Here is an 18,831-nt window from a genome sequence, read left to right as displayed (position 1 = left end):
GACATAATTTTGTCGAAAACAAGGTGATTACTTCATCGACCTCGTATTTTAACAGGTGATCAAGAAAATGAGGAGTGACGTGAATGGAAAAGGAAAGCAAACGTGAACAACTGCTCAGTCTGTTAGGAGAAATGCCAGAACGCCATCGCGTGGAGGCATATACGTTAAAGATCGAGGAACGTGAATCGTATGTAGTCGAAACACTCATTCTTTCGATTCATGGTGTAGAGGAAGTGCCCGCTTATTTTGTAAAGCCAAAGGATACGGTGAAAAAAAGACCTGTTGTGCTGTTCCAGCACTCTCATGGCGGGAACTACGTGGATGGGAAGGAAGAGCTGATCAAAGGTGCTCATTATTTGCAAGCGCCTTCATATGCGAAAGAGTTCACATCAAAAGGCTATAGTGTCCTGGCTATCGATCATGCAGGGTTTGGTGAGAGAAGAGGAAGAACAGAAAGTGAAATTTTTAAGGAGATGCTTTTAACAGGAAAAGTGATGTGGGGCATGATGCTGTATGAAAGCATGTGTGCGATTGATTATGTGCTGTCTCGATCTGATGTGCTACCGGACCGGTTAGCTGTTTTTGGAATGTCAATGGGAGGGCTTCTTTCCTGGTGGACTGCTGCGCTTGATGAGAGGGTCAGTGTGTGTATTGATCTTTGCGCACAGGTCGATCATCACACATTAATTGAAACGAACAATTTAGACAGGCATGGCTTTTATTACTATGTACCAAGCTTAGCAAAGCACTTTACAGCAGCTGATATTCAGGAAATGATTTTTCCAAGGCCGCATTTAAGCTTAGTGGGAAAACTTGATCCACTCACGCCTGCTGAAGGCGTCGGACGCATTCAAAAGGGATTGAGCCAAACCTATCAAACTGCTTCATTGAAAGAACGGTATCAGCTTGTTGGTCTTCATGCAGGTCATTTTGAAACAGCGGCTATGCGTCACGAGGCCACTCGATTTTTGAAAAAGTGGCTGTAATCCATAAAGGCTTGGACATACTACGTCAAAAGAAAGGAGGAGACAGATGAAAAAGATCACGATCATTGGCGGATGCGGTGTGATAGGCCGTATATTAACAAAAGCGCTCTCTTCTGAGTACGAGATCACCATCATTGATCAAACGAGTTGTGTAAAAGGAGCCATTTTAGCAGATGCAGCGAATGAACAGGAATTATATGAGGCGATTCCGAGAGATACAGATGTTATCATGCACCTTTTAAACATGGATATGACGCATGATGTGATGAATCTTGAGGAGTTTGAAAAAATGAATGATATTTTTTGGAGGAGCTCCTATTATATGTTTCGATCAGCTGTACGTCTCGGCATACGAAAAGTCATTTTTGCAAGCAGCAATCATGTGACCGATCGTTATGAAGAGGGTGGCCGCTCCTTACTAGGGCGAAATATTACAACAGACGATGTGCCAGCGACTAAAAATGTCTATGGTATTTTAAAATTTGCTTCAGAACAGCTAGGCCGTTTGTTCCACGATCAAACGGGGATGTCTGTTATCAATTTACGGATTGGAACGGTTGTGACAGATGAGATGGAGGCATTACACAAGAAACGAAGAACGAAACGAACACTTCTGTCACATGAAGATCTTATAGGGATGACAAAGGCAGCGATTGAAACGACCGTCCCCTTTGGGACATATTATGCCGTATCAGAAAACGAAGAAAAGCCCTGGTCTACGGAAAAAATAAAGCAGGAGTTAGGCTACAGACCTGATGTGAATACGACGGAAATCCTAGAAGAAAATGATCAGGCATAGGGCATAATCATGTCATTAGCTGATGATCTTATTCTTTTGTTTCATGAGCATAAAAGCACGATTGACATGATCCATTCAGTTGGTCTGTCAAGATGATTATAGACGCTTTCTTCCCCCGTTTGTTACATTTTAATCACGATATCGTCACAGGCTGCAGCTTATTTTCGGACGAAATGATAACGCTTTCAAAGAAAGGGCGTGATGAACATAGATCGTTCTATTAAAGGCCGATTGTTCAACTTATTTAATTACTCTTTTCTACTCATGTTCGCATTAATATGTGTGCTTCCGTTCATCCATGTCATTGCAGCCTCTTTTGCTACAGTAGAAGAGGTCATCACGAAGAAGTTTATCTTGTTCCCGACCACGTTTTCTTTAGAGGCCTATCGATATATTTTCTCTACGGATATTGTGTATCGCAGCCTCATTGTGTCCATTCTTGTGACGCTCGTTGGAACAGCTGTCAGCATGTTTTTGTCCTCACTCATGGCATATGGGCTGTCTCGTCAGGAGCTAAAAGGCCGGAGAACATTGATGTTTCTCGTTGTCTTCACGATGTTGTTTAGTGGAGGTATGATTCCGACGTTTATTGTGGTGAAAACACTTGGTCTGCTTGATACCTATTGGTCACTTATTCTACCGGTTGCGATCAATGCGTTCAATTTGATCATTTTGAAAAACTTCTTTCAAAACATCCCGGCAAGCCTTGAGGAATCAGCGAAGATGGATGGCTGTAACGATTTAGGGATTTTCTTTAAAATTGTGCTGCCACTTTCTTTGCCAGCTATTGCGACCATTTCACTTTTTTATGCCGTGACGTATTGGAATACGTACATGACCGCCATCCTGTATTTAAATGATTCAGTGAAATGGCCGATTCAGGTGCTGCTAAGGCAGATTGTCATTGTCTCAAGCGGGATGCAGGGAGATATGTCGGATATGGGATCATCCACACCACCGCCAGACCAAACGATTAAAATGGCTGTCATTGTGGTAGCGACCATTCCAGTTCTGCTTGTCTATCCATTTATTCAAAAGCATTTTAACAAAGGGGCATTACTAGGTTCTGTAAAAGGTTAAAAAGATGGAACAACGGAGGGATCTTATGGGGAGAAAGAAATTATGGTTGATTGCGTTTGTCCTGTTATTTGCAGCAAGCGGTATTCTATCCGCATGTTCAAGCAAAGGAACAAGTTCATCAGATGAAAAGGTTGATTTAGATAAAAAGGTAAAGCTGACCTGGATGGCTATTTTGTATCATCAGCAGCCGCCGAAGGATTCCGTCATAAAAGAGATTGAGAAGCTCACAAATACAGAGCTTGATATTACATGGGTGCCTGATGCCGTGAAGGAAGACCGTTTAAATTCCGCACTTGCCGCAGGGAATCTGCCGCAGATTGTCACGATTCAAGACATTAAGAATTCGTCTGCTATTAATGCGTTCAGATCAGGCATGTTCTGGGAAGTCGGTCCGTATTTAAAGGATTATCCAAATTTAAGTAAGATGAACGAACTGATTAATAAAAACGCCTCTATAGACGGTAAGCTTTATGGCATTTATAGAGAGAGACCACTTTCAAGACAAGGAATTGTCATTCGAAAGGATTGGCTTGAAAATTTAAATTTGGATACACCAAAAACATTGGATGATCTTTATGAGGTAGCTAAAGCTTTTACTGAAAAAGATCCGAATCAAAACGGAAAAGCGGATACAATTGGCTTTACGGATCGGAACGATTTGATTTATGGGGCATTTAAAACACTCGGTTCATATGAGGGAATGCCGACAGACTGGAAAGAAGAAAACGGCAAATTCACGCCAGACTTCATGACAGATGAGTACATGAATACAATGAAATACATGAAGAAACTGCGTGACAATGGCTATATCAACAAAGACTTCCCTGTTACAAGCAAAACACAGCAGCAGGAATTATTCTCACAAGGAAAAGCAGGGATCTATGTTGGGAATATGGTAGACGCAGTGAACTTGAGAGATGACGCGACAGATAAAAACATGGAAGTAGATATCATCAACCGAATCAAAGGCCCAGATGGTAAAGAACGTGTGTGGGCATCAGGTGGTCATAATGGCATCTTTGCATTCCCTAAAACAAGCGTGAAATCAGAGGCAGAATTAAAACGGATTTTGGCCTTCTTTGACCGCATTGCAGAAGAAGATGTATATGGTCTCATGACGTACGGTATTGATGGCGAGCATTATAAGAAAGAAGAAGGGAATACATTTGTCAGAGAAGAAAGCCAAGTGAAAAGCTGGCAGACAGACGTACAGCCGCTTGTCAGTCTAGTAGGAATTGATAAACGTTACTTGAAAAATAAAGGAGATGCGGTTCGTACAAAATATGAAGAGCTAGAAGAAGACAATCAAAACATCATCGTCGCCAATCCTGCTGAAAGCCTGTATTCAGAAACTGCCTCAGAGCGAGGAAACGAATTGAAAAAAATCATCGATGATGCGACCTATAAGTTCATTCTTGGAGACATCAGTGAAGATCAATTTAAGAAAGATGTAGAGAAGTGGAAATCAAACGGTGGTCATAAAATCATAGAAGAATATGAAGCTTCCTTTAAAAAATCAAAATGATCAACATAAACACCCCCGCACAGTTAAAAAGCGGGGGTGTTTTTATTAAAAGTCAAAGTTGTCTGGGTCTGGACCGATACGTTTGTTTTCATTTAAGTCAGAAAGGCGCTTCATATCCTCATCAGATAAGGCAAAATCAAATATGTCTGCATTTTCTTTTAAACGATGGGCTTTCGTTGATTTTGGAATGGTGATGACGCCTTTTTGCACATCCCAGCGCAAAATAATTTGAGCAGGTGTTTTGCCGTATGTGTCCGAGAGCTCTTTGATCACCGGATGATGAAGCAGTTCCCCCTGCATTAGCGGTGACCAAGCTTCCATTTGAATGCCATGTGTGTTCAAATACGTAAAGAGTGTTTCCTGCGTCAGTTTTGGGTGAAACTCCACTTGATTGATAGCTGGTTTAATGTCTGCATCTTTTAATAGCTCGTCTAGGTGATGCGGCTGGAAGTTGCTCACTCCGATGGCTCTGACTTTTCCTTCACGATACAAGGTTTCCAGTGCACGCCAAGCTTCTTTGTATTTTCCTTCAACCGGCCAATGGATTAAATACAGATCAAGGTAGTCAAGCTGAAGTTTTTTCAAGCTTTCCTCATATGCTTGTAGGGTGGATTCATATCCTAAATCGGCATTCCACACTTTTGATGTCACAAAGAGGTCTTCGCGGCGAAGTCCTGTTTCTGCTAGACCAATTTGTATGCCTCGTCCAACCCCTTCCTCATTGCCATAAATAGCCGCTGTATCAATACTGCGATAGCCTAATTGAATGGCTGTTTTGACGGCGTCTATTAATTCAGCGCCATCTTCAACCTTGAATACACCAAGACCAAATCCTGGCATGTGGATCCCATTGTTTAATGTTTTTGTACTTTGTAAATGGTTCATATTGAAAACTCCTTTAGATGGTTTGATTTTGTTCTTGTTGTTCCATTCGAAAACTAATCATCGTGAGAATTGCTGCGAGAAGGACCATGATGCCGCCGACCCAGCCTGTATGCACAAGCCCAAGAGTATCTGTCACGATGCCGCCTAAAAATGAGCCGATGGCGATACCGGCATTAAAGGCAGCGATATTCATAGCGGAAGCGACATCGACTGCTCCTGGTGTGTATCTTTCTGCAAAGTCAACGACAGCTACCTGCAATCCAGGAACATTCATGAAAGCAAACAGTCCCATCAGCATGACGGTTCCAATGCCTAGCACCGTGAATCCAGCAGTCAAGCTAAGGGTAAACAAAATGATGCTTTGGATGATAAACATGTAAATCAGTGCTTTCATTGGCTGCTCATTAGCAGCCTTTCCGCCAATGACATTTCCGGCTGCGATCGTGATCCCGTATAAAAGCAGGATCAAGGCCACCGCCCCAGGCGCAAGACCTGTCACATGCTGTAAGAGAGGGGATAAATACGTAAAGACGACAAAGGTTCCTCCGTATCCTGTTGCTGTAATGACAAATAGAAGCAAGATTCTTTTTGTTTTTAATAAGACAGCTTGATCCTTAAATGATGTTTTCACGCCTTGCTTTAATTGAGATGGAACAAGAAAATAGTTGGATATCAGTGCGATCAGACCAATGATGACAATCACACCAAATGACGTCCGCCAGCCGAGCTCATGGCCAAGAAACGTCCCAAATGGCACGCCCGTCACAGTAGCAACTGTTAATCCAGTGAACATAAAGGCAATCGCACTTGCCCGTTTTTCTTTCACTACAAGGCTTGCAGCAATCGTAGAGCCGATGGACATAAAGATTCCATGGGATAAGGCTGAAATGACCCGTCCGATTAATAGCACTGAAAAAGTCGGAGCAATCGTGGCTAGTGTATTTCCAATCAAAAAGACGAGCATAATGAGCAATAGCAATGTCTTTCTTTTCATCGTTGAAGTCAGAGAAGTCAAAATAGGCGCGCCGAATGTCACACCAAGTGCATATAAAGAAACGGTCCAGCCCGCCTGGCTGACGCTCACTCCAAAGTCCTCTGAAATCATCGGCAAAAGACCGACACTAATGAACTCAGTGGTTCCTATAGCAAAAGCACTAATGGCTAGTGCGAGAAGGGCAAAGTGGTTTTGCTTTTTCTTCATGAATAAGTGTTCACATCCTTCTATGATGACATTTTGATAGACGAAGCCGATCGGCAAGAGTTATTATCTAACATAGATGACGAAAAAAAAAGTACGTACTTTTTTGTAATATAGGTACTAAAAAGTGCCTGTTCGCACAAAGAGGAGTGAGGATTTGATGGAAAAGAAAAAATATAATATCTCAGTGGAAGCGACCCTTGAGGTCATTGGCGGGAAGTGGAAGTGCGTGATTTTATGTCATTTAACACATGGAAAAAAACGCACGAGTGAATTGAAGCGGCTCATGCCAAACATCACACAAAAAATGCTTACACAACAGCTGAGAGAGCTTGAAAGTGATGGGGTGATTAACCGAATTGTGTATGAGCAAGTACCGCCTAAAGTGGAATATGAATTAAGTGAATACGGACAGTCGCTCGAAAGAATTCTGAATGCGCTTTGTGATTGGGGAGCAGCTCATATTGAACGTGTGTACGGAGAGCCGCTTTCAGTGCTGGAAGACAGCATTTTAAATGAACAATTTAAATAAAAAAGTCCCGCTTCCTGTGCGAGCGGGACTTTTTGTCTTATGTGCCTTTTTTGTGGTCGCGGTATTTGCCAGGGGTCGTGCCTTCTAGTTTTTTGAAGGAACGGATGAAGTTTTGCGGATTTTTATATTTCAGTTTTTCCGAAATTTCTTTGACGGACATATCGGTTTCCACGAGCCAGTTTTTGGCGACATGGTGTCTGTAGGACGAGAGATATTCACTAAAGGAGATATCCATTTCCTTTCTAAAAATACTGCTTAAATAATTGGGATTGTAATGCAGGCGTGTGGCGATTTCATCCAATGTAAGATCTGAGTCGAATTCTTGATGAATGATATGAATGATTTTCTCTGAGATGTTTTTGTATTGTGAGTCCTCACGTGCACCTAGCTGGTCAATAATCGGCCGAATGATCTCATGTTTCAGCCATGCTTCGGTATCTTCAAAGGTTTTAAATTCAAAAATCGTATCATACAGCATTTTGTTGTCTTCGACCTCAAATAATTCAATGCCAAGCAAATGCATCAGCTCAATCAAATTGTTTAAAAAACGGGCGAGAGCGATATGGTATTCATGCGGTCCTGCATTTTTAGAGAAAATGGATTGCAGGAGCACATGTAAATAATGATCCGCCTTGCCTTGATCACCTGCTTTCATCGCATCGAATAAATCATGCTGCAGCTGTTTTGGAAAATGGGTTTTAAACGTTTTTCCTTGCTGAATATGTTCATATAAGATAATGGATTTTTTCTCTGCTTTGAGCCTGTATTTTAAGGCTTCTTTTCCTTCAATGTAAGCCTGTTTCGCCATCGTGAGCTCCTTAAACTGGCGGCTGATCCCGATGCTGATCGATAAACCAAGCTCTTCCTCGATGCGCTGCTGAATAGTTTCCGCTAATTGATTTAAATATTCAGTAAACTCTTCATCTGACTTTGAGTGATTCAGGATAATCGTCGTTTGATGCTGATTGACAACCGTTGGCTGAAGGTGCTCATCTTGCGGAATCATCTGCTCGATCAGTCCATTGATGGCAAATAACAGCAAGTCAGCATCCTTTTTTTCATAAGGTGTTCCTTTTAACGTATCGATTTGGGTCACAAGCATGGATAAATGAGACCAGCCCTGAGGGAATCCCAAACTTTGGAACCGGTTGTTAATCTCTTCTTCTGTCAGCTTACCGAGCAATAGCCGCACCATAAAGTATTGCTGAAGGTGCGTGACTTGCTGCTCAATACGTTCCTCTAAATCATTGTTTTGATCCTTCATTTGTTTAATACTCGACTCAATCAACTCAAATTCATTTTGAAAAGGCTGTTTTTGCAAAAAGGATTCATTGCGTGCAAAGGACTCATATAACAAGCGGATTGGTTTATAAAAATGTCTGGACCCAAACCATGAAAATAGTAATGAAAGCGCTAACAAAATAAAGCAGATAATAAAAGTGATCCACCCAATTGATTTTGTTTGTGCCTTGAGTTCTGGAATGGAAACAAAGGATAGGTACGTCCATTCGTTATAGTCTGATTTTTGAAACGTAATTTGATAGTCTAGTTCCTCGATCTTCATGTTAAATTGACCTGATCGTTCTTCACGTGATAGGACATGCTTGACGAGCTCTTGATTCTTCAAGGATTCACCAATTTGTTCTTTGCGGTTATGGAGCAGCACTTTTCCGTTTGTATCAATGACAAACATACTGTCAGATTGAGAGAAGTCAGGCATATTATCAGCAATCGTGCAGCTCGGAATGCTGGCGACAGCGATCCCTTTTTTCTGGACACTGTTCATAGGGAGTTGTTTGATTAAGTTCACATTGTATTTGCAAAAGGAGGCCTTTCCTTCTTTTGTCGCAACAAGTGGATTATTCTCTTCAAGTGCCCAGCTGGAATGACTCGGTATATTGAGGTAAGAGGTGAGCGCTTTCTCTTGGTCTCCGCTTGTGACATGATAAAGTCCCGAATTGTTCATGTACCAGTCTTCCATTTTACTCACGAGTGTAATATTGGAAAGATCGGTGTCAAAGGTTTGCAGGTAGTTTAGTTCCTGCTGTACTTGATTATAAAGCTGGAATTGGTCTGGATTTAAAGGTTCTGCCAGTGTTTGAAGGAGAGGCGGCGAACTGACATAGTGAGTGAGAGAATGATCCACTGTTTTTAAAATATGCTCAATATTGGATTGCGTTTGTTTGACGCTGTCCAGCTTTTCATTTGAGATATTTTCGAGTGCGGTTTTTTGCGAATGCTGATAAGAAAAAATACCGACAATGATGACAGGAATTGTACTAAGCATGAAAAAAAACGTCACAAGCTTGTAATAAAATTTATACTGCCTTCTTTTCATAAAACCCCCCATTTCAAACGGAACAATCTTTTCCCCTTAATTTATTAATCCAAAAATTTGGTAGGTTTGTCAATAATCATTTTCTGAGATTAGGATCATTTTCTTATGTTTTATGTAACGTTTTGAGTAGCTTCCCCTAAGTAAATATGATCTGATGATATGATTGTAGACGGATTTTTCATCCTTAAGATACAGTTAACACATGCATCAATCAGCATGAGGGGAGGCTTTATCTATGAAAACAGAGGATGTCACTGCCAAGGGTATGCCTGCGGCAGCTTTGAAAAAAGAAAGGAGAAAGCGCTTACTTAATCAATTGCTTAGTCAAAAGTTTTTGTATGTAATGATTTTGCCAGGGCTCATTTATTTTCTTGTCTTTAAATATGTGCCGATGTGGGGGCTTATCATTGCCTTTCAAGATTACCAGCCGTTTCTCGGTATTCTTGGGAGTGAGTGGGTTGGCTTCAAACACTTTATTCGATTGTTTACAGAACCAACATTTTTCATCTTATTAAAAAATACACTGATTTTATTTGCCATGAATGTCGTGATTTTCTTTCCGATTCCGATCTTATTGGCCCTGCTTTTAAACGAGGTCAGATTGGCATTGTTTAAGAAATTTGTCCAGACGATGATATACATTCCTCACTTCATGTCATGGGTGATTGTCGTGTCCTTATCTTTTGTTTTGTTAACAGTAGATGGCGGGTTAATCAATGAATTGATTGCTTTCTTTGGAGGGGAAAAGATTAACTTCCTCCTTAGTCAGGAATGGTTCAGACCCATGTACATTTTACAGGTGATCTGGCGGGAAGCAGGCTGGTCGACGATCATTTACCTTGCGGCGATTACAGCGGTAGATCCGCAGCTATATGAAGCAGCAAAAATGGATGGAGCCGGCAGACTGAGACAAATGTGGCACATCACTCTTCCTGCCATTAAAAGTGTGATTGTCGTTCTGCTTATTTTGAAAATTGGTGACACATTAGAGCTTGGCTTTGAGCATGTCTACTTATTACTCAATGCAACGAACCGGGAAGTAGCAGAAATCTTTGATACGTACGTCTATACAGCTGGTCTTAAGCAAGGACAATTCAGCTATAGTACCGCTGTTGGTCTATTTAAAGCAGCCGTTGGACTCATTTTGGTCATGCTGGCGAACCGTTTAGCGAAGAAATTCGGGGAAGAAGGTATTTACTAAAAAGGGAGATGAAGAAGAATGACATTATCGACTGAAAAGGGATCACCACTTGAGCATGCAGAGAAATTAGCACAAACAATTATGAAAGCGCATACACCAATTGAGCTGCCTCCAGCTGGAAGATGGCATTATCATCAAGGCGTTTTTCTTTGCGGTGTGATGAAGCTATATGAGGCAACGAAGAACGAGACGTATTTCAATTATGTGAAAAGCTACGCAGATTCGCTCATTGATGAGTATGGAAACCTGTTATTTCGCAGAGATGAGCTTGATGCGATCCAAGCAGGTCTCATTTTATTCCCTCTTTACGAACGGACGGGAGAGAAGCGGTATGTGCTGGCAGCGGAGAAGCTTCGGGGGCTTTACCGCACATTGAATCGCACATCTGAGGGCGGGTTTTGGCATAAAGACAATTATGCCTATCAAATGTGGTTGGATGGTCTCTACATGGGAGGACCTTTTGCCTTAAAGTATGCAAAGCTGAGAGGTGAAGAGGAACTGGTGGATATGGTGATCCATCAAGAGCATCTCATGAGAAAGCATACAAAAGATGAAAAAACAGGTCTGTACTATCACGCGTGGGACGAACGAAAAGTGATGCCATGGGCTGATCAAAAGACTGGCTGTTCCCCCGAGTTTTGGGCAAGATCGTTTGGCTGGTATGTCCTTGCATTAGCAGATATGATCGAGGATCTGCCAGAAGAGCATGAGGGACGAAAGGTTTGGAAGGAAACGCTGACAGACATGCTGGAAAGTGTATCCAAGTACCAGGATCAAGACACAGGTCTCTGGCATCAAATCATTGATAAAGGTACTCATAGCGACAATTGGCTTGAAAGCTCAGGATCGTGTTTATTCATGTACGCCATGTCAAAAGCCATGAATGAAGGGTATGTCAGCCTTCGTTATGTCGATCATGTGGTGAAAGCATACCAAGGCTTAATTCATCATAAGACGGCTGAGACAGAAAACGGTGATTTTACCATCAATGATATTTGTATCGGAACATCTGCTGGATTTTATGATTACTACGTTGAAAGAGAGCGAAGCACAAATGACTTGCACGGGGCAGGCGCTTTTATTATGGCGTTAACTGAGCTAGAGAAGCTGTCTGTTTTTCAGAAGGCATGAAGAGGCGAAAAAGGGGTGAGGTATGGCTCCTCAGCTTCATCGCTGCCCTTTGTTTGTCAGCCTGCCAAGGGAAAACAAACGGTATTGATGTTCTGATTTTTTCTGACATGTCAAAGGGGATGAAGGAGCAATTAGTCGAGAAGGCTTTTCAGACAGAACAAGAGTCTTATAGCGTCCACATCTTTCCGGCGATTCCTGAAAAGCTTCTTGTTGAAATTACCGCAAAAGAGGGGGACGTCATGCTTGTCCCAGAAGAAATGTTTAGAACATATGATGATCCTGAAAGCTTTCAGCTGCTTGAAGAAATGGGCATAAATGATCAAGCGGCAGGGCCATATACGGTCGAGGACAAAAAGACAGGGAAAACGGTCGATTATGCGGTTCAAGTCAATAAAGGCACGAAAAAGCTAAACGGCTATACCTTTCAATTACACCGAGATATGGTCGCTTTTATTCCCGTGTATGCTGACAAGTCCAATGAGGCGCTGTCTCTCATGAAACAACTTCGTGAAAATCGATAGAAAAAGGGGTGGGGCCTGTGAAAAGGGTCGTGGTTTGCGGACTCAGTCATCGTGCGTTCAATATGTTTATTAAACCGCTCACAGAGGATTTCTATGAGCATTACAAGATTACAGGGCTTCTAGATATAGATCATCATCGGTATACACTTTGTCAGGAGCGTTTTCCATCACTGCGAGGCGTCACGTTTTTTCATGAAGAGGCATTTGATCAAATGGTGAAGGAAGCAAAGCCAGATATCGTCATTGTGGCAGGCCGGGATGACACACATGTCACATATATTTTGCAAGCACTTGACCATGATCTCGATGTCATCACTGAAAAGCCAATGGTCACAACTGCAAAAGACGCAAAAAAAGTGATGGAAAAAGAAAAGGAAAGTAAAGGGAAGGTCACAGTCACTTTTAATTATCGCTACAATCCATTTCATCGAAAGGTCAAAGAACTCATTTTAGAAGGAAAAATTGGAAGGGTCACATCTGTTGAACTGAGCTGGCTCATTGATACGTATCATGGCGCTAGTTACTTCAAAAGGTGGAACCGAACGAGGCAATTCTCTGGCGGACTATCCATTCATAAATCGACGCATCATTTTGATTTGGTCAATTGGTGGATCAATCAAAAGCCGAAGCAAGTATTTGCCTATGGGGCGCTGAACTATTACGGAAATGAAAGTCCTTGGAATCCCTTGCAGGGGGGAGAAAACAGGTATTGCGGAACATGTCATGTGAAGGATACATGTCATTATGAAGCAAGGTGGAATCCGCGGGTAGAACGCTCAAAGGTCGAGGACGACCATATCGAATCCGGTAAGGAGCAAACGCAGCAGTACTCAAATTATCGCCCAGACGCCTGTATTTTTGATCAGGAAATTGACATTGAGGATACATATGTGGCATCAGTGGCATATGACCAAGGGGCTCTGCTCAGCTATTCAATTCAATTCTCAGCGCCATATGAAGGATACCGGCTTGCCATTAATGGGACGAAGGGGCGTATTGAAACAAATGAGTTTCATGTGCCATCAAGAATTCCTTTTCAATTCCCAGAACAGACGATTTCTTATTATCCGATGTTTGGGGCAAAAGAGACAATTGAAGTCGTGAAACAGCCAGGGGGGCATGGCGGGGGAGACCCTCTGCTTCTGGCCGATTTATTTATAGGAAAAGATCCTTTAATTCACTATGACATATCAGCAGGAGCAGAGGCTGGTGCTTATTCGATTGCGCTTGGGGAAGGCATGTGGCGGTCTGTTGCAGAGAAGCGCCCAATTGAAATAGAAGAATTGTTTCAAAAAGAGACGGTGTAATGAGAAAGAGAGGAGGGGAAAGAGATGGATCATGATGGTTCAATGAGCAGAATGCTTCGAATGTGTGAGTGGGTGATGAGACTTGCCTATACGAATTTGCTATGGCTGCTGTTCACCATGCTGGGGCTTGGGATCTTTGGATTGATGCCTGCGACCACTGCGCTATTTTCAGTGATGAGAAAGTGGATACAAGGGCATGAGCAAGTCAGCGTTTTCCGGACTTTTTGGAAGGTGTATCGTGAGGAGTTTGTACGCTCTAACTTAATTGGAGTGGCGCTGCTGATCATAGGGACGATTATATATGTAGACCTTGCGTTTATTTATCCAACGAGCTGGTTTTTGCATGTGCTTCGTTTTGCCATTTATATCTTTGGTTTTCTCTTTGTTGTGAGCTTGTTTTATATTTTTCCGCTGCTGGCTCATTATGATTGGAAAAAACGTCTCTATCTGAAATTCTCTCTATTGCTTGGTATCTCATATTTGCAATATACACTCTGTATGCTCGTTTTCTCGGCTGTGCTGTTTGTTCTCTTTGCTTATTTGCCGGGAATCGTGCCGTTCTTTAGTGTGAGCATACTCGCCTATGGCCACATGTGGCTGGCCTATCAAGTATTCAAAAAGGTAGAGTTTGAAAGTGAGCAGCAGACAGCCGAAGTGAAGAAACAGCTGCCGTCTTTCCTTCAATCGAAGCGGGTGAATACACAGTGATGTGAATCATTTGCTATAATGGTGTCACCGTGATTAAAAGGAGAGATGAGCGTCGTGTCAGTAAAAGAAATCTCAATAGAAGAATTAAAACAAAAGCTAGAGCAAGAAGAAGCCATTCAGCTTGTTGATGTGCGTGAGGACGAGGAAGTAGCAGAAGGAATGATTCCAGAAGCTGTTCACATCCGAATGGGAGATATCCCTGAGAAGCTGGATGCATTCGATCAAACGCAGGAATATTATATTATTTGCCGCTCCGGTAAACGTAGTGAAAATGTCTGCTATTTCCTAGAAGACCAAGGCTATCAAGCGACCAATGTCATTGGCGGGATGCTTGCTTGGACAGGAGAAACAAAACCGAAGCTGTAAAAGAAGGCCTTTCATCAATGAGATGAAAGGTTTTTTTGTTCATATGCCCGCCCTGATGTGCATAAAGATAGAGTAGCGAGAGAAGGGAGAGTGGCATATGTGCTAAAGGTAGCTGTATTTGATGAAGAACACGAAAAAGATTTGCAGAGCGAAATCAATCTTTTTTTAAAAGGAATGGATGACGACCAAATCATTGACATCAAGTACAATGTAGCGGTGATCTGTGAGCAGGGAGGAGAACAGCTCTACTGTTTTTCTGCACTCATTTTATATAAAAAATAGATGGTATCAAAAAAGGACCTGTTTGTAGGGTCCTTTTTCTTTGTTTAACTAGCGTCAATATATAAACGATGCTTTTTGCAGCGAACACATTGAAAGAGGTAGCCCTGCAAGTCTCCTCCGTTGACGAGCCATTGTTTTAGGTTCTCTTTCGTTAATCCCCCGCCGCTGCAAATGTCTTCGATATCTTCTATGAGTTCTTCCTCTAAATGTTCTACCTCTTTCCATCCGACATACTAGACGATTGCGCAAAAATCTCCGCAATGGCTTAACCAATATTCCTGCTGCCAGCCGCGATAACCTGGCGTTCAAAGATCAGTTCATCTATATATTCCTCTTGGTCAACGTCATCACAACTTGCATCGTCTTGAAAGGTGCCATCGTATTTTTTAGCGGCTGATCCATCTTTAATACACCAAGGGCAAATTCCTTCCACATCTTCAACAGTATAAAATGGACCATGATACACGTAATCTCTTTCTTTCTCACAAACAGGACATGTCGTAGGCTCTTTTTTGATCACGTTTAACGAAACTGGATCTGGGTTGTACTTGAATGTAGGCAGCGTCATATAAACCTCCATTATGTAGAAATGATTTCATCATTATTTTACAGGAATCCTCAAGCTTGCAACAATCTTAAATTGTCTATATAGAAAAAAGCCGATCGGATGAGGAACGGCTTTTTTCGCTTGAGATTATGCTTTTTTTACTCTTGGACTTCGTGGTTTACTGACTTTGTTGGCTTGCTTGATAGCTTTTCGTTCATCATTCAGTGACTTGTACAGTGAGACAATCATCAAAATAATGACAACGGAGAACGGCAAGGCTGCGAGCTTGGCTGTATTTTGAAGAGCTCCAAGTCCCCCTGAAAATAAAAGCACGGCAGCAACAGCAGATTGGATGATACCCCAGCTGACTTTGACACTGCCAGAAGGGTTCAATGATCCGTAGGTTGTCTGCATTCCAAGCACAAATGTAGCTGAATCAGCCGATGTAATAAAGAATATGGCGATTAAAATGAGTGCTAGAATCGATGTGATCATCGCCAGCGGATATTCATTTAGTACACCGAAGAGCATTGTTTCTGTTGAAAGACCTGCAACATCGACAATATTCTTTTGCTGTAAATCCATCGCAGATACACCGAAAATCGAGAACCATAGGAATACTAGGATAGAAGGAGCCACTAAGACACCTAGTAAAAATTCTCGAATCGTTCGTCCGCGTGACACCCTTGCGATAAAGATTCCGACAAATGGTGCCCAAGAAATCCACCATGCCCAATAAAAGATTGTCCATCCATTAATCCATTCTCTCTTCTCAGGATCATTTGGAGATAGACGGAAGCTCATTTGAACGATATTGGATAAGTATTGCCCAATCGAGTCAGTAAATGAATTTAAGATAAAAACAGTTGGACCTACCAAAAGTAAGAAAAACATCAGAACAGCTGCTAATACCATGTTGATATTACTTAAATATTTAATGCCTTTTCCAATCCCGCTTAGAGCAGATGCAAGGAAAAGCACCGTCACAATCATGATAATGATCAATTGTGTGCTAAAAGCATTCGGAATTTGAAACAGGTAATTCAATCCCCCGTTTATTTGTGCCGCACCTAATCCTAGGCTTGTCGCAACACCAACAACAGTTGCAAATACCGCAATACAATCGATGGTTTTTCCGATCCATCCATTCGTTTTATTTCCTAAAACTGGCTGCAACGTTGCACTAATTAAGCCAGGTGCATCTTTTCTAAATTTAAAGTAAGCAATGCAAAGTGCAACAATGGCATAAATAGCCCATGCATGAAGCCCCCAATGGAAAAATGTATATCGAAGGGAATCTCGGAAGGCCTGCGCCGTTTCAGTTTCACCCGTTGGTGACTGTATGGCATAGTGGCTGATCGGTTCAGCTGCTCCGTAAAAAACAAGACCAATTCCCATACCGGCACTAAATAGCATCGCAAACCAAGAAAATAAGCCGAATTCAGGCTCTTCCCCAGGTTTTCCTAGCGTAATCTTACCGATTGGGCTAAAGATAAAGAATAGACAAAAGCCGACGAGCAGTGACACCACTAACAAGTAATACCAGCCAAAGTCATTTGTAATGTATGTTTGAATTTGATCTGTGACATTTTGCAGTGTTTCTGGAGAAAAAGCTCCCCATATGACGGCAACAAATGTGATCGCAATCACAATCCAAAATACACTTGATACGTTTTTCACACCATCTCACTCTCCTGTTGTTCTACACGTTTAAGCAGAGGATTTTGCTTAATATCCCCTAACTCAACTAATTTCAAACAAAAAGAGGCGAGCTTCTCACTCGACCTCTACTTTACCGTAACATGTTTTGCTTCCATTAATCAACTATCGGTATGTGAAGATGATTTTTCTTCAATTCGTTTACGAAGACGGTAGACGTATTCTTTTAAACAAACAGCGAAGATGGTAAAGGCCAAAACAATGGCGACTTTTAACGGGGTAATTGATAGCTTCAAGAAAACAGCGGCTGTCAAACTAATCACAACCGCTAGGATAATCGGAAGTGCACGTCTCATCATGAAAATCTCTCCTTTGCTTCGAGTGCAGCATTCATACCGGCAAGCCTGCCTGTCACAAGTGCTGACGTGATATTGTATCCGCCTGTATAACCGTGAATGTCTAAAATTTCTCCGCAGAAATAAAGACCGGGCATTTTTTTAGACGCCATTTTCTTCGGTTCAATTTCTTTCACAGAAACGCCGCCTCCTGTGACAAACGCTTTGTCTAAGGAAAGAGTGCCGTTCGCATGAACGATAAAGTGTTTGCAATCATTTACGAATGCGCGCAGTTTGTCCTTAGCAAGACCAGAAAATGTGTCTTGCGGATCTATGCCGTTCCGTTCTAACAGAAACAATAAATAGCGTTCTTGCATCCAAGACTTCAGGACATTTTTTATGGCTTTTTTGGGTTCATCTTTTAGGTCTCGATGAAGCTTTTGGAACAGCTCCTCGTCATTAAGCTTCGGATATAAGTCTATTTGCAGACGAACAGTCGGCTGTTTTTTCAATTCTTTCACAACAAATCCGCTGCATCTAAGAACAGCTGGGCCGGATAAGCCAAAGTGAGTAAAAATCATATCCATGACATGTGTGACGACGGGTTTCCCCTTTTTATTTAAAACACTGACAGCCACACTTCTTAAAGAAAGACCTTGTAGCACTTTTTCTTTAATAAAGCGCTCATCTGATGTGACCGGTACTTCTGTTGGGAAGAGCCTAATCGTATGACCAGCGGCTTCTGCCCATGCATAGCCGTCACCAGTAGAACCAGTATGCGGCACACTTTTTCCGCCAACAGCAATGACAACGGCGTTACTTGAAATTTTTTCATCATTATTTGTAACAATTCCAGCTGCTTGTCCGTCTTGATACAGAACTGTTTTAATCTTTTCATTCGTTCGAATGGTGACATTGAGGTTGCGGAGCCTGTCTAAAAGGGCATCCACAACAGATTGTGCTTTGTTTGAGACAGGGAACATACGTCCATGGTCTTCTTCTTTAAGTTCAATGCCGAGGTTTTCAAAAAACGAAATAATATCCTCGTTATTGAACTCAGAAAATGCACTATATAAAAAACGGCCGTTTCCGGGAATATGCTTGATGATTTCTTCTACTGGAAGGCGGTTGGTGACGTTACAGCGTCCACCGCCAGAAATGGCGAGCTTCCTGCCAAGTTTGTTTCCTTTGTCAATTAACAGAACAGTCGCTCCGTGCTCTGCTGATGCAATCGCGGCCATCAGTCCAGAAGGTCCACCGCCAATGACAATGACATCATAATGTTTCATGTTACATTCCTCTTTCTACTTTCAGTCATTCCTCTATTATAACGAAAATTGGGGAAGGCTGAAATATGAATTGATTGGTTTTGTGCCTTCTGTATTGGATTTGTTACCTGTGCGTCGAAATGATGTGGTAAAATAGTTAAGT

The 18,831-nt window shown here is 42.0% G+C and carries 19 protein-coding genes and 1 pseudogene; 12 read left to right on the top strand and 8 right to left on the bottom strand.

The window, feature by feature from the left end; all coding sequences use genetic code 11:
- Positions 1–83: 83 nt before the first annotated feature.
- From MKZ03_RS13655 to MKZ03_RS13640, 4 genes are all read left to right on the top strand, one after another.
- Positions 84–986 carry a dienelactone hydrolase family protein gene (locus MKZ03_RS13655; protein ID WP_066030522.1) on the top strand — a complete coding sequence of 301 codons (903 nt, stop codon included), beginning with the start codon at positions 84–86 and terminating at the stop codon, positions 984–986.
- A 46-nt stretch (positions 987–1,032) separates the two neighbouring features.
- Entirely contained in the window at positions 1,033–1,785 is a 753-nt protein-coding gene (locus MKZ03_RS13650) for an NAD-dependent epimerase/dehydratase family protein (protein WP_066030523.1), read from the top strand.
- A gap of 219 nt (positions 1,786–2,004) precedes the next feature.
- Positions 2,005–2,865 (top strand): carbohydrate ABC transporter permease, encoded by an 861-nt coding sequence (locus tag MKZ03_RS13645; protein ID WP_087976618.1) that lies wholly within the window; start codon positions 2,005–2,007, stop codon positions 2,863–2,865.
- A 25-nt stretch (positions 2,866–2,890) separates the two neighbouring features.
- On the top strand, positions 2,891–4,390 hold the full coding sequence (locus tag MKZ03_RS13640) for an extracellular solute-binding protein (RefSeq protein ID WP_106031931.1): 1,500 nt from the start codon (positions 2,891–2,893) through the stop codon (positions 4,388–4,390).
- Between the two features lie 45 nt (positions 4,391–4,435).
- Here the strand turns inward: MKZ03_RS13640 and MKZ03_RS13635 are convergent, their stop codons facing one another.
- Together MKZ03_RS13635 and MKZ03_RS13630 are read right to left on the bottom strand one after the other, a co-directional pair.
- Entirely contained in the window at positions 4,436–5,275 is an 840-nt protein-coding gene (locus MKZ03_RS13635) for an aldo/keto reductase (protein WP_106031932.1), read from the bottom strand.
- Positions 5,276–5,288: 13 nt separating this feature from the next.
- Positions 5,289–6,476: an MFS transporter gene (locus tag MKZ03_RS13630; protein WP_066031743.1), complete on the bottom strand. Its 1,188-nt coding sequence runs from the start codon at positions 6,474–6,476 to the stop codon at positions 5,289–5,291.
- A 157-nt stretch (positions 6,477–6,633) separates the two neighbouring features.
- Here MKZ03_RS13630 and MKZ03_RS13625 point away from each other — a divergent pair, with 157 nt between their 5' ends.
- A complete protein-coding gene (locus tag MKZ03_RS13625) occupies positions 6,634–7,005 on the top strand; it encodes a winged helix-turn-helix transcriptional regulator (protein ID WP_003217763.1) in 372 nt (123 codons plus the stop codon).
- Between the two features lie 37 nt (positions 7,006–7,042).
- Here MKZ03_RS13625 and MKZ03_RS13620 read toward each other — a convergent pair whose 3' ends face one another.
- Complete coding sequence (locus MKZ03_RS13620) at positions 7,043–9,343, bottom strand: helix-turn-helix domain-containing protein (protein ID WP_034665420.1); 2,301 nt, start codon at positions 9,341–9,343, stop codon at positions 7,043–7,045.
- Positions 9,344–9,578: 235 nt separating this feature from the next.
- Between MKZ03_RS13620 and MKZ03_RS13615 the strand changes: the two genes are divergently transcribed.
- The 7 genes from MKZ03_RS13615 to MKZ03_RS13585 all read left to right on the top strand — a co-directional run bounded on the left by MKZ03_RS13615 (position 9,579) and on the right by MKZ03_RS13585 (position 14,859).
- The gene (locus tag MKZ03_RS13615) at positions 9,579–10,544 is read left to right on the top strand and encodes an ABC transporter permease (protein ID WP_066030527.1); all 966 of its coding nucleotides are present in this window, start codon (positions 9,579–9,581) and stop codon (positions 10,542–10,544) included.
- A gap of 18 nt (positions 10,545–10,562) precedes the next feature.
- A complete protein-coding gene (locus tag MKZ03_RS13610; RefSeq protein WP_095286129.1) occupies positions 10,563–11,675 on the top strand; it encodes a glycoside hydrolase family 88/105 protein in 1,113 nt (370 codons plus the stop codon).
- Positions 11,672–12,196: a lipoprotein YteS gene (locus MKZ03_RS13605; RefSeq protein ID WP_334750194.1), complete on the top strand. Its 525-nt coding sequence runs from the start codon at positions 11,672–11,674 to the stop codon at positions 12,194–12,196. Before MKZ03_RS13610 ends, MKZ03_RS13605 begins: the two co-directional genes overlap by 4 nt.
- Positions 12,197–12,213: 17 nt before the next feature.
- Positions 12,214–13,503, top strand: coding sequence for a Gfo/Idh/MocA family protein (locus tag MKZ03_RS13600; RefSeq protein ID WP_340973564.1), 1,290 nt, complete (start codon positions 12,214–12,216; stop codon positions 13,501–13,503).
- A 24-nt stretch (positions 13,504–13,527) separates the two neighbouring features.
- Positions 13,528–14,211, top strand: a complete 684-nt coding sequence (locus tag MKZ03_RS13595; protein WP_307500092.1) for a YesL family protein — start codon at positions 13,528–13,530, stop codon at positions 14,209–14,211.
- Between the two features lie 54 nt (positions 14,212–14,265).
- Positions 14,266–14,577 (top strand): rhodanese-like domain-containing protein, encoded by a 312-nt coding sequence (locus MKZ03_RS13590; protein WP_066030532.1) that lies wholly within the window; start codon positions 14,266–14,268, stop codon positions 14,575–14,577.
- Between the two features lie 99 nt (positions 14,578–14,676).
- Positions 14,677–14,859, top strand: coding sequence for a sporulation protein Cse60 (locus MKZ03_RS13585; RefSeq protein ID WP_003217582.1), 183 nt, complete (start codon positions 14,677–14,679; stop codon positions 14,857–14,859).
- Between the two features lie 44 nt (positions 14,860–14,903).
- Here the strand turns inward: MKZ03_RS13585 and MKZ03_RS13580 are convergent.
- From MKZ03_RS13580 to MKZ03_RS13560, 5 genes and pseudogenes are all read right to left on the bottom strand, one after another.
- Positions 14,904–15,104: pseudogene (locus tag MKZ03_RS13580) on the bottom strand (CbrC family protein); the annotation flags it as partial.
- A gap of 20 nt (positions 15,105–15,124) precedes the next feature.
- Complete coding sequence (locus tag MKZ03_RS13575) at positions 15,125–15,427, bottom strand: CbrC family protein (protein WP_307500091.1); 303 nt, start codon at positions 15,425–15,427, stop codon at positions 15,125–15,127.
- 126 nt (positions 15,428–15,553) lie between these two features.
- A complete protein-coding gene (opuD, locus tag MKZ03_RS13570; RefSeq protein WP_106031156.1) occupies positions 15,554–17,086 on the bottom strand; it encodes a glycine betaine transporter OpuD in 1,533 nt (510 codons plus the stop codon).
- A 140-nt stretch (positions 17,087–17,226) separates the two neighbouring features.
- Positions 17,227–17,424: a hypothetical protein gene (locus tag MKZ03_RS13565; protein ID WP_106031157.1), complete on the bottom strand. Its 198-nt coding sequence runs from the start codon at positions 17,422–17,424 to the stop codon at positions 17,227–17,229.
- Entirely contained in the window at positions 17,421–18,689 is a 1,269-nt protein-coding gene (locus MKZ03_RS13560; RefSeq protein WP_341032131.1) for a BaiN/RdsA family NAD(P)/FAD-dependent oxidoreductase, read from the bottom strand. Before MKZ03_RS13560 ends, MKZ03_RS13565 begins: the two co-directional genes overlap by 4 nt.
- Positions 18,690–18,831: the final 142 nt, after the last annotated feature.

This window comes from Bacillus sp. FSL R5-0431, assembly GCF_038002985.1.
Classification (GTDB): domain Bacteria; phylum Bacillota; class Bacilli; order Bacillales; family Bacillaceae; genus Bacillus.
The sequence above is the reverse complement of the archived record's forward strand: the minus strand, read 5'-3'. Positions and strand labels throughout refer to the sequence as shown.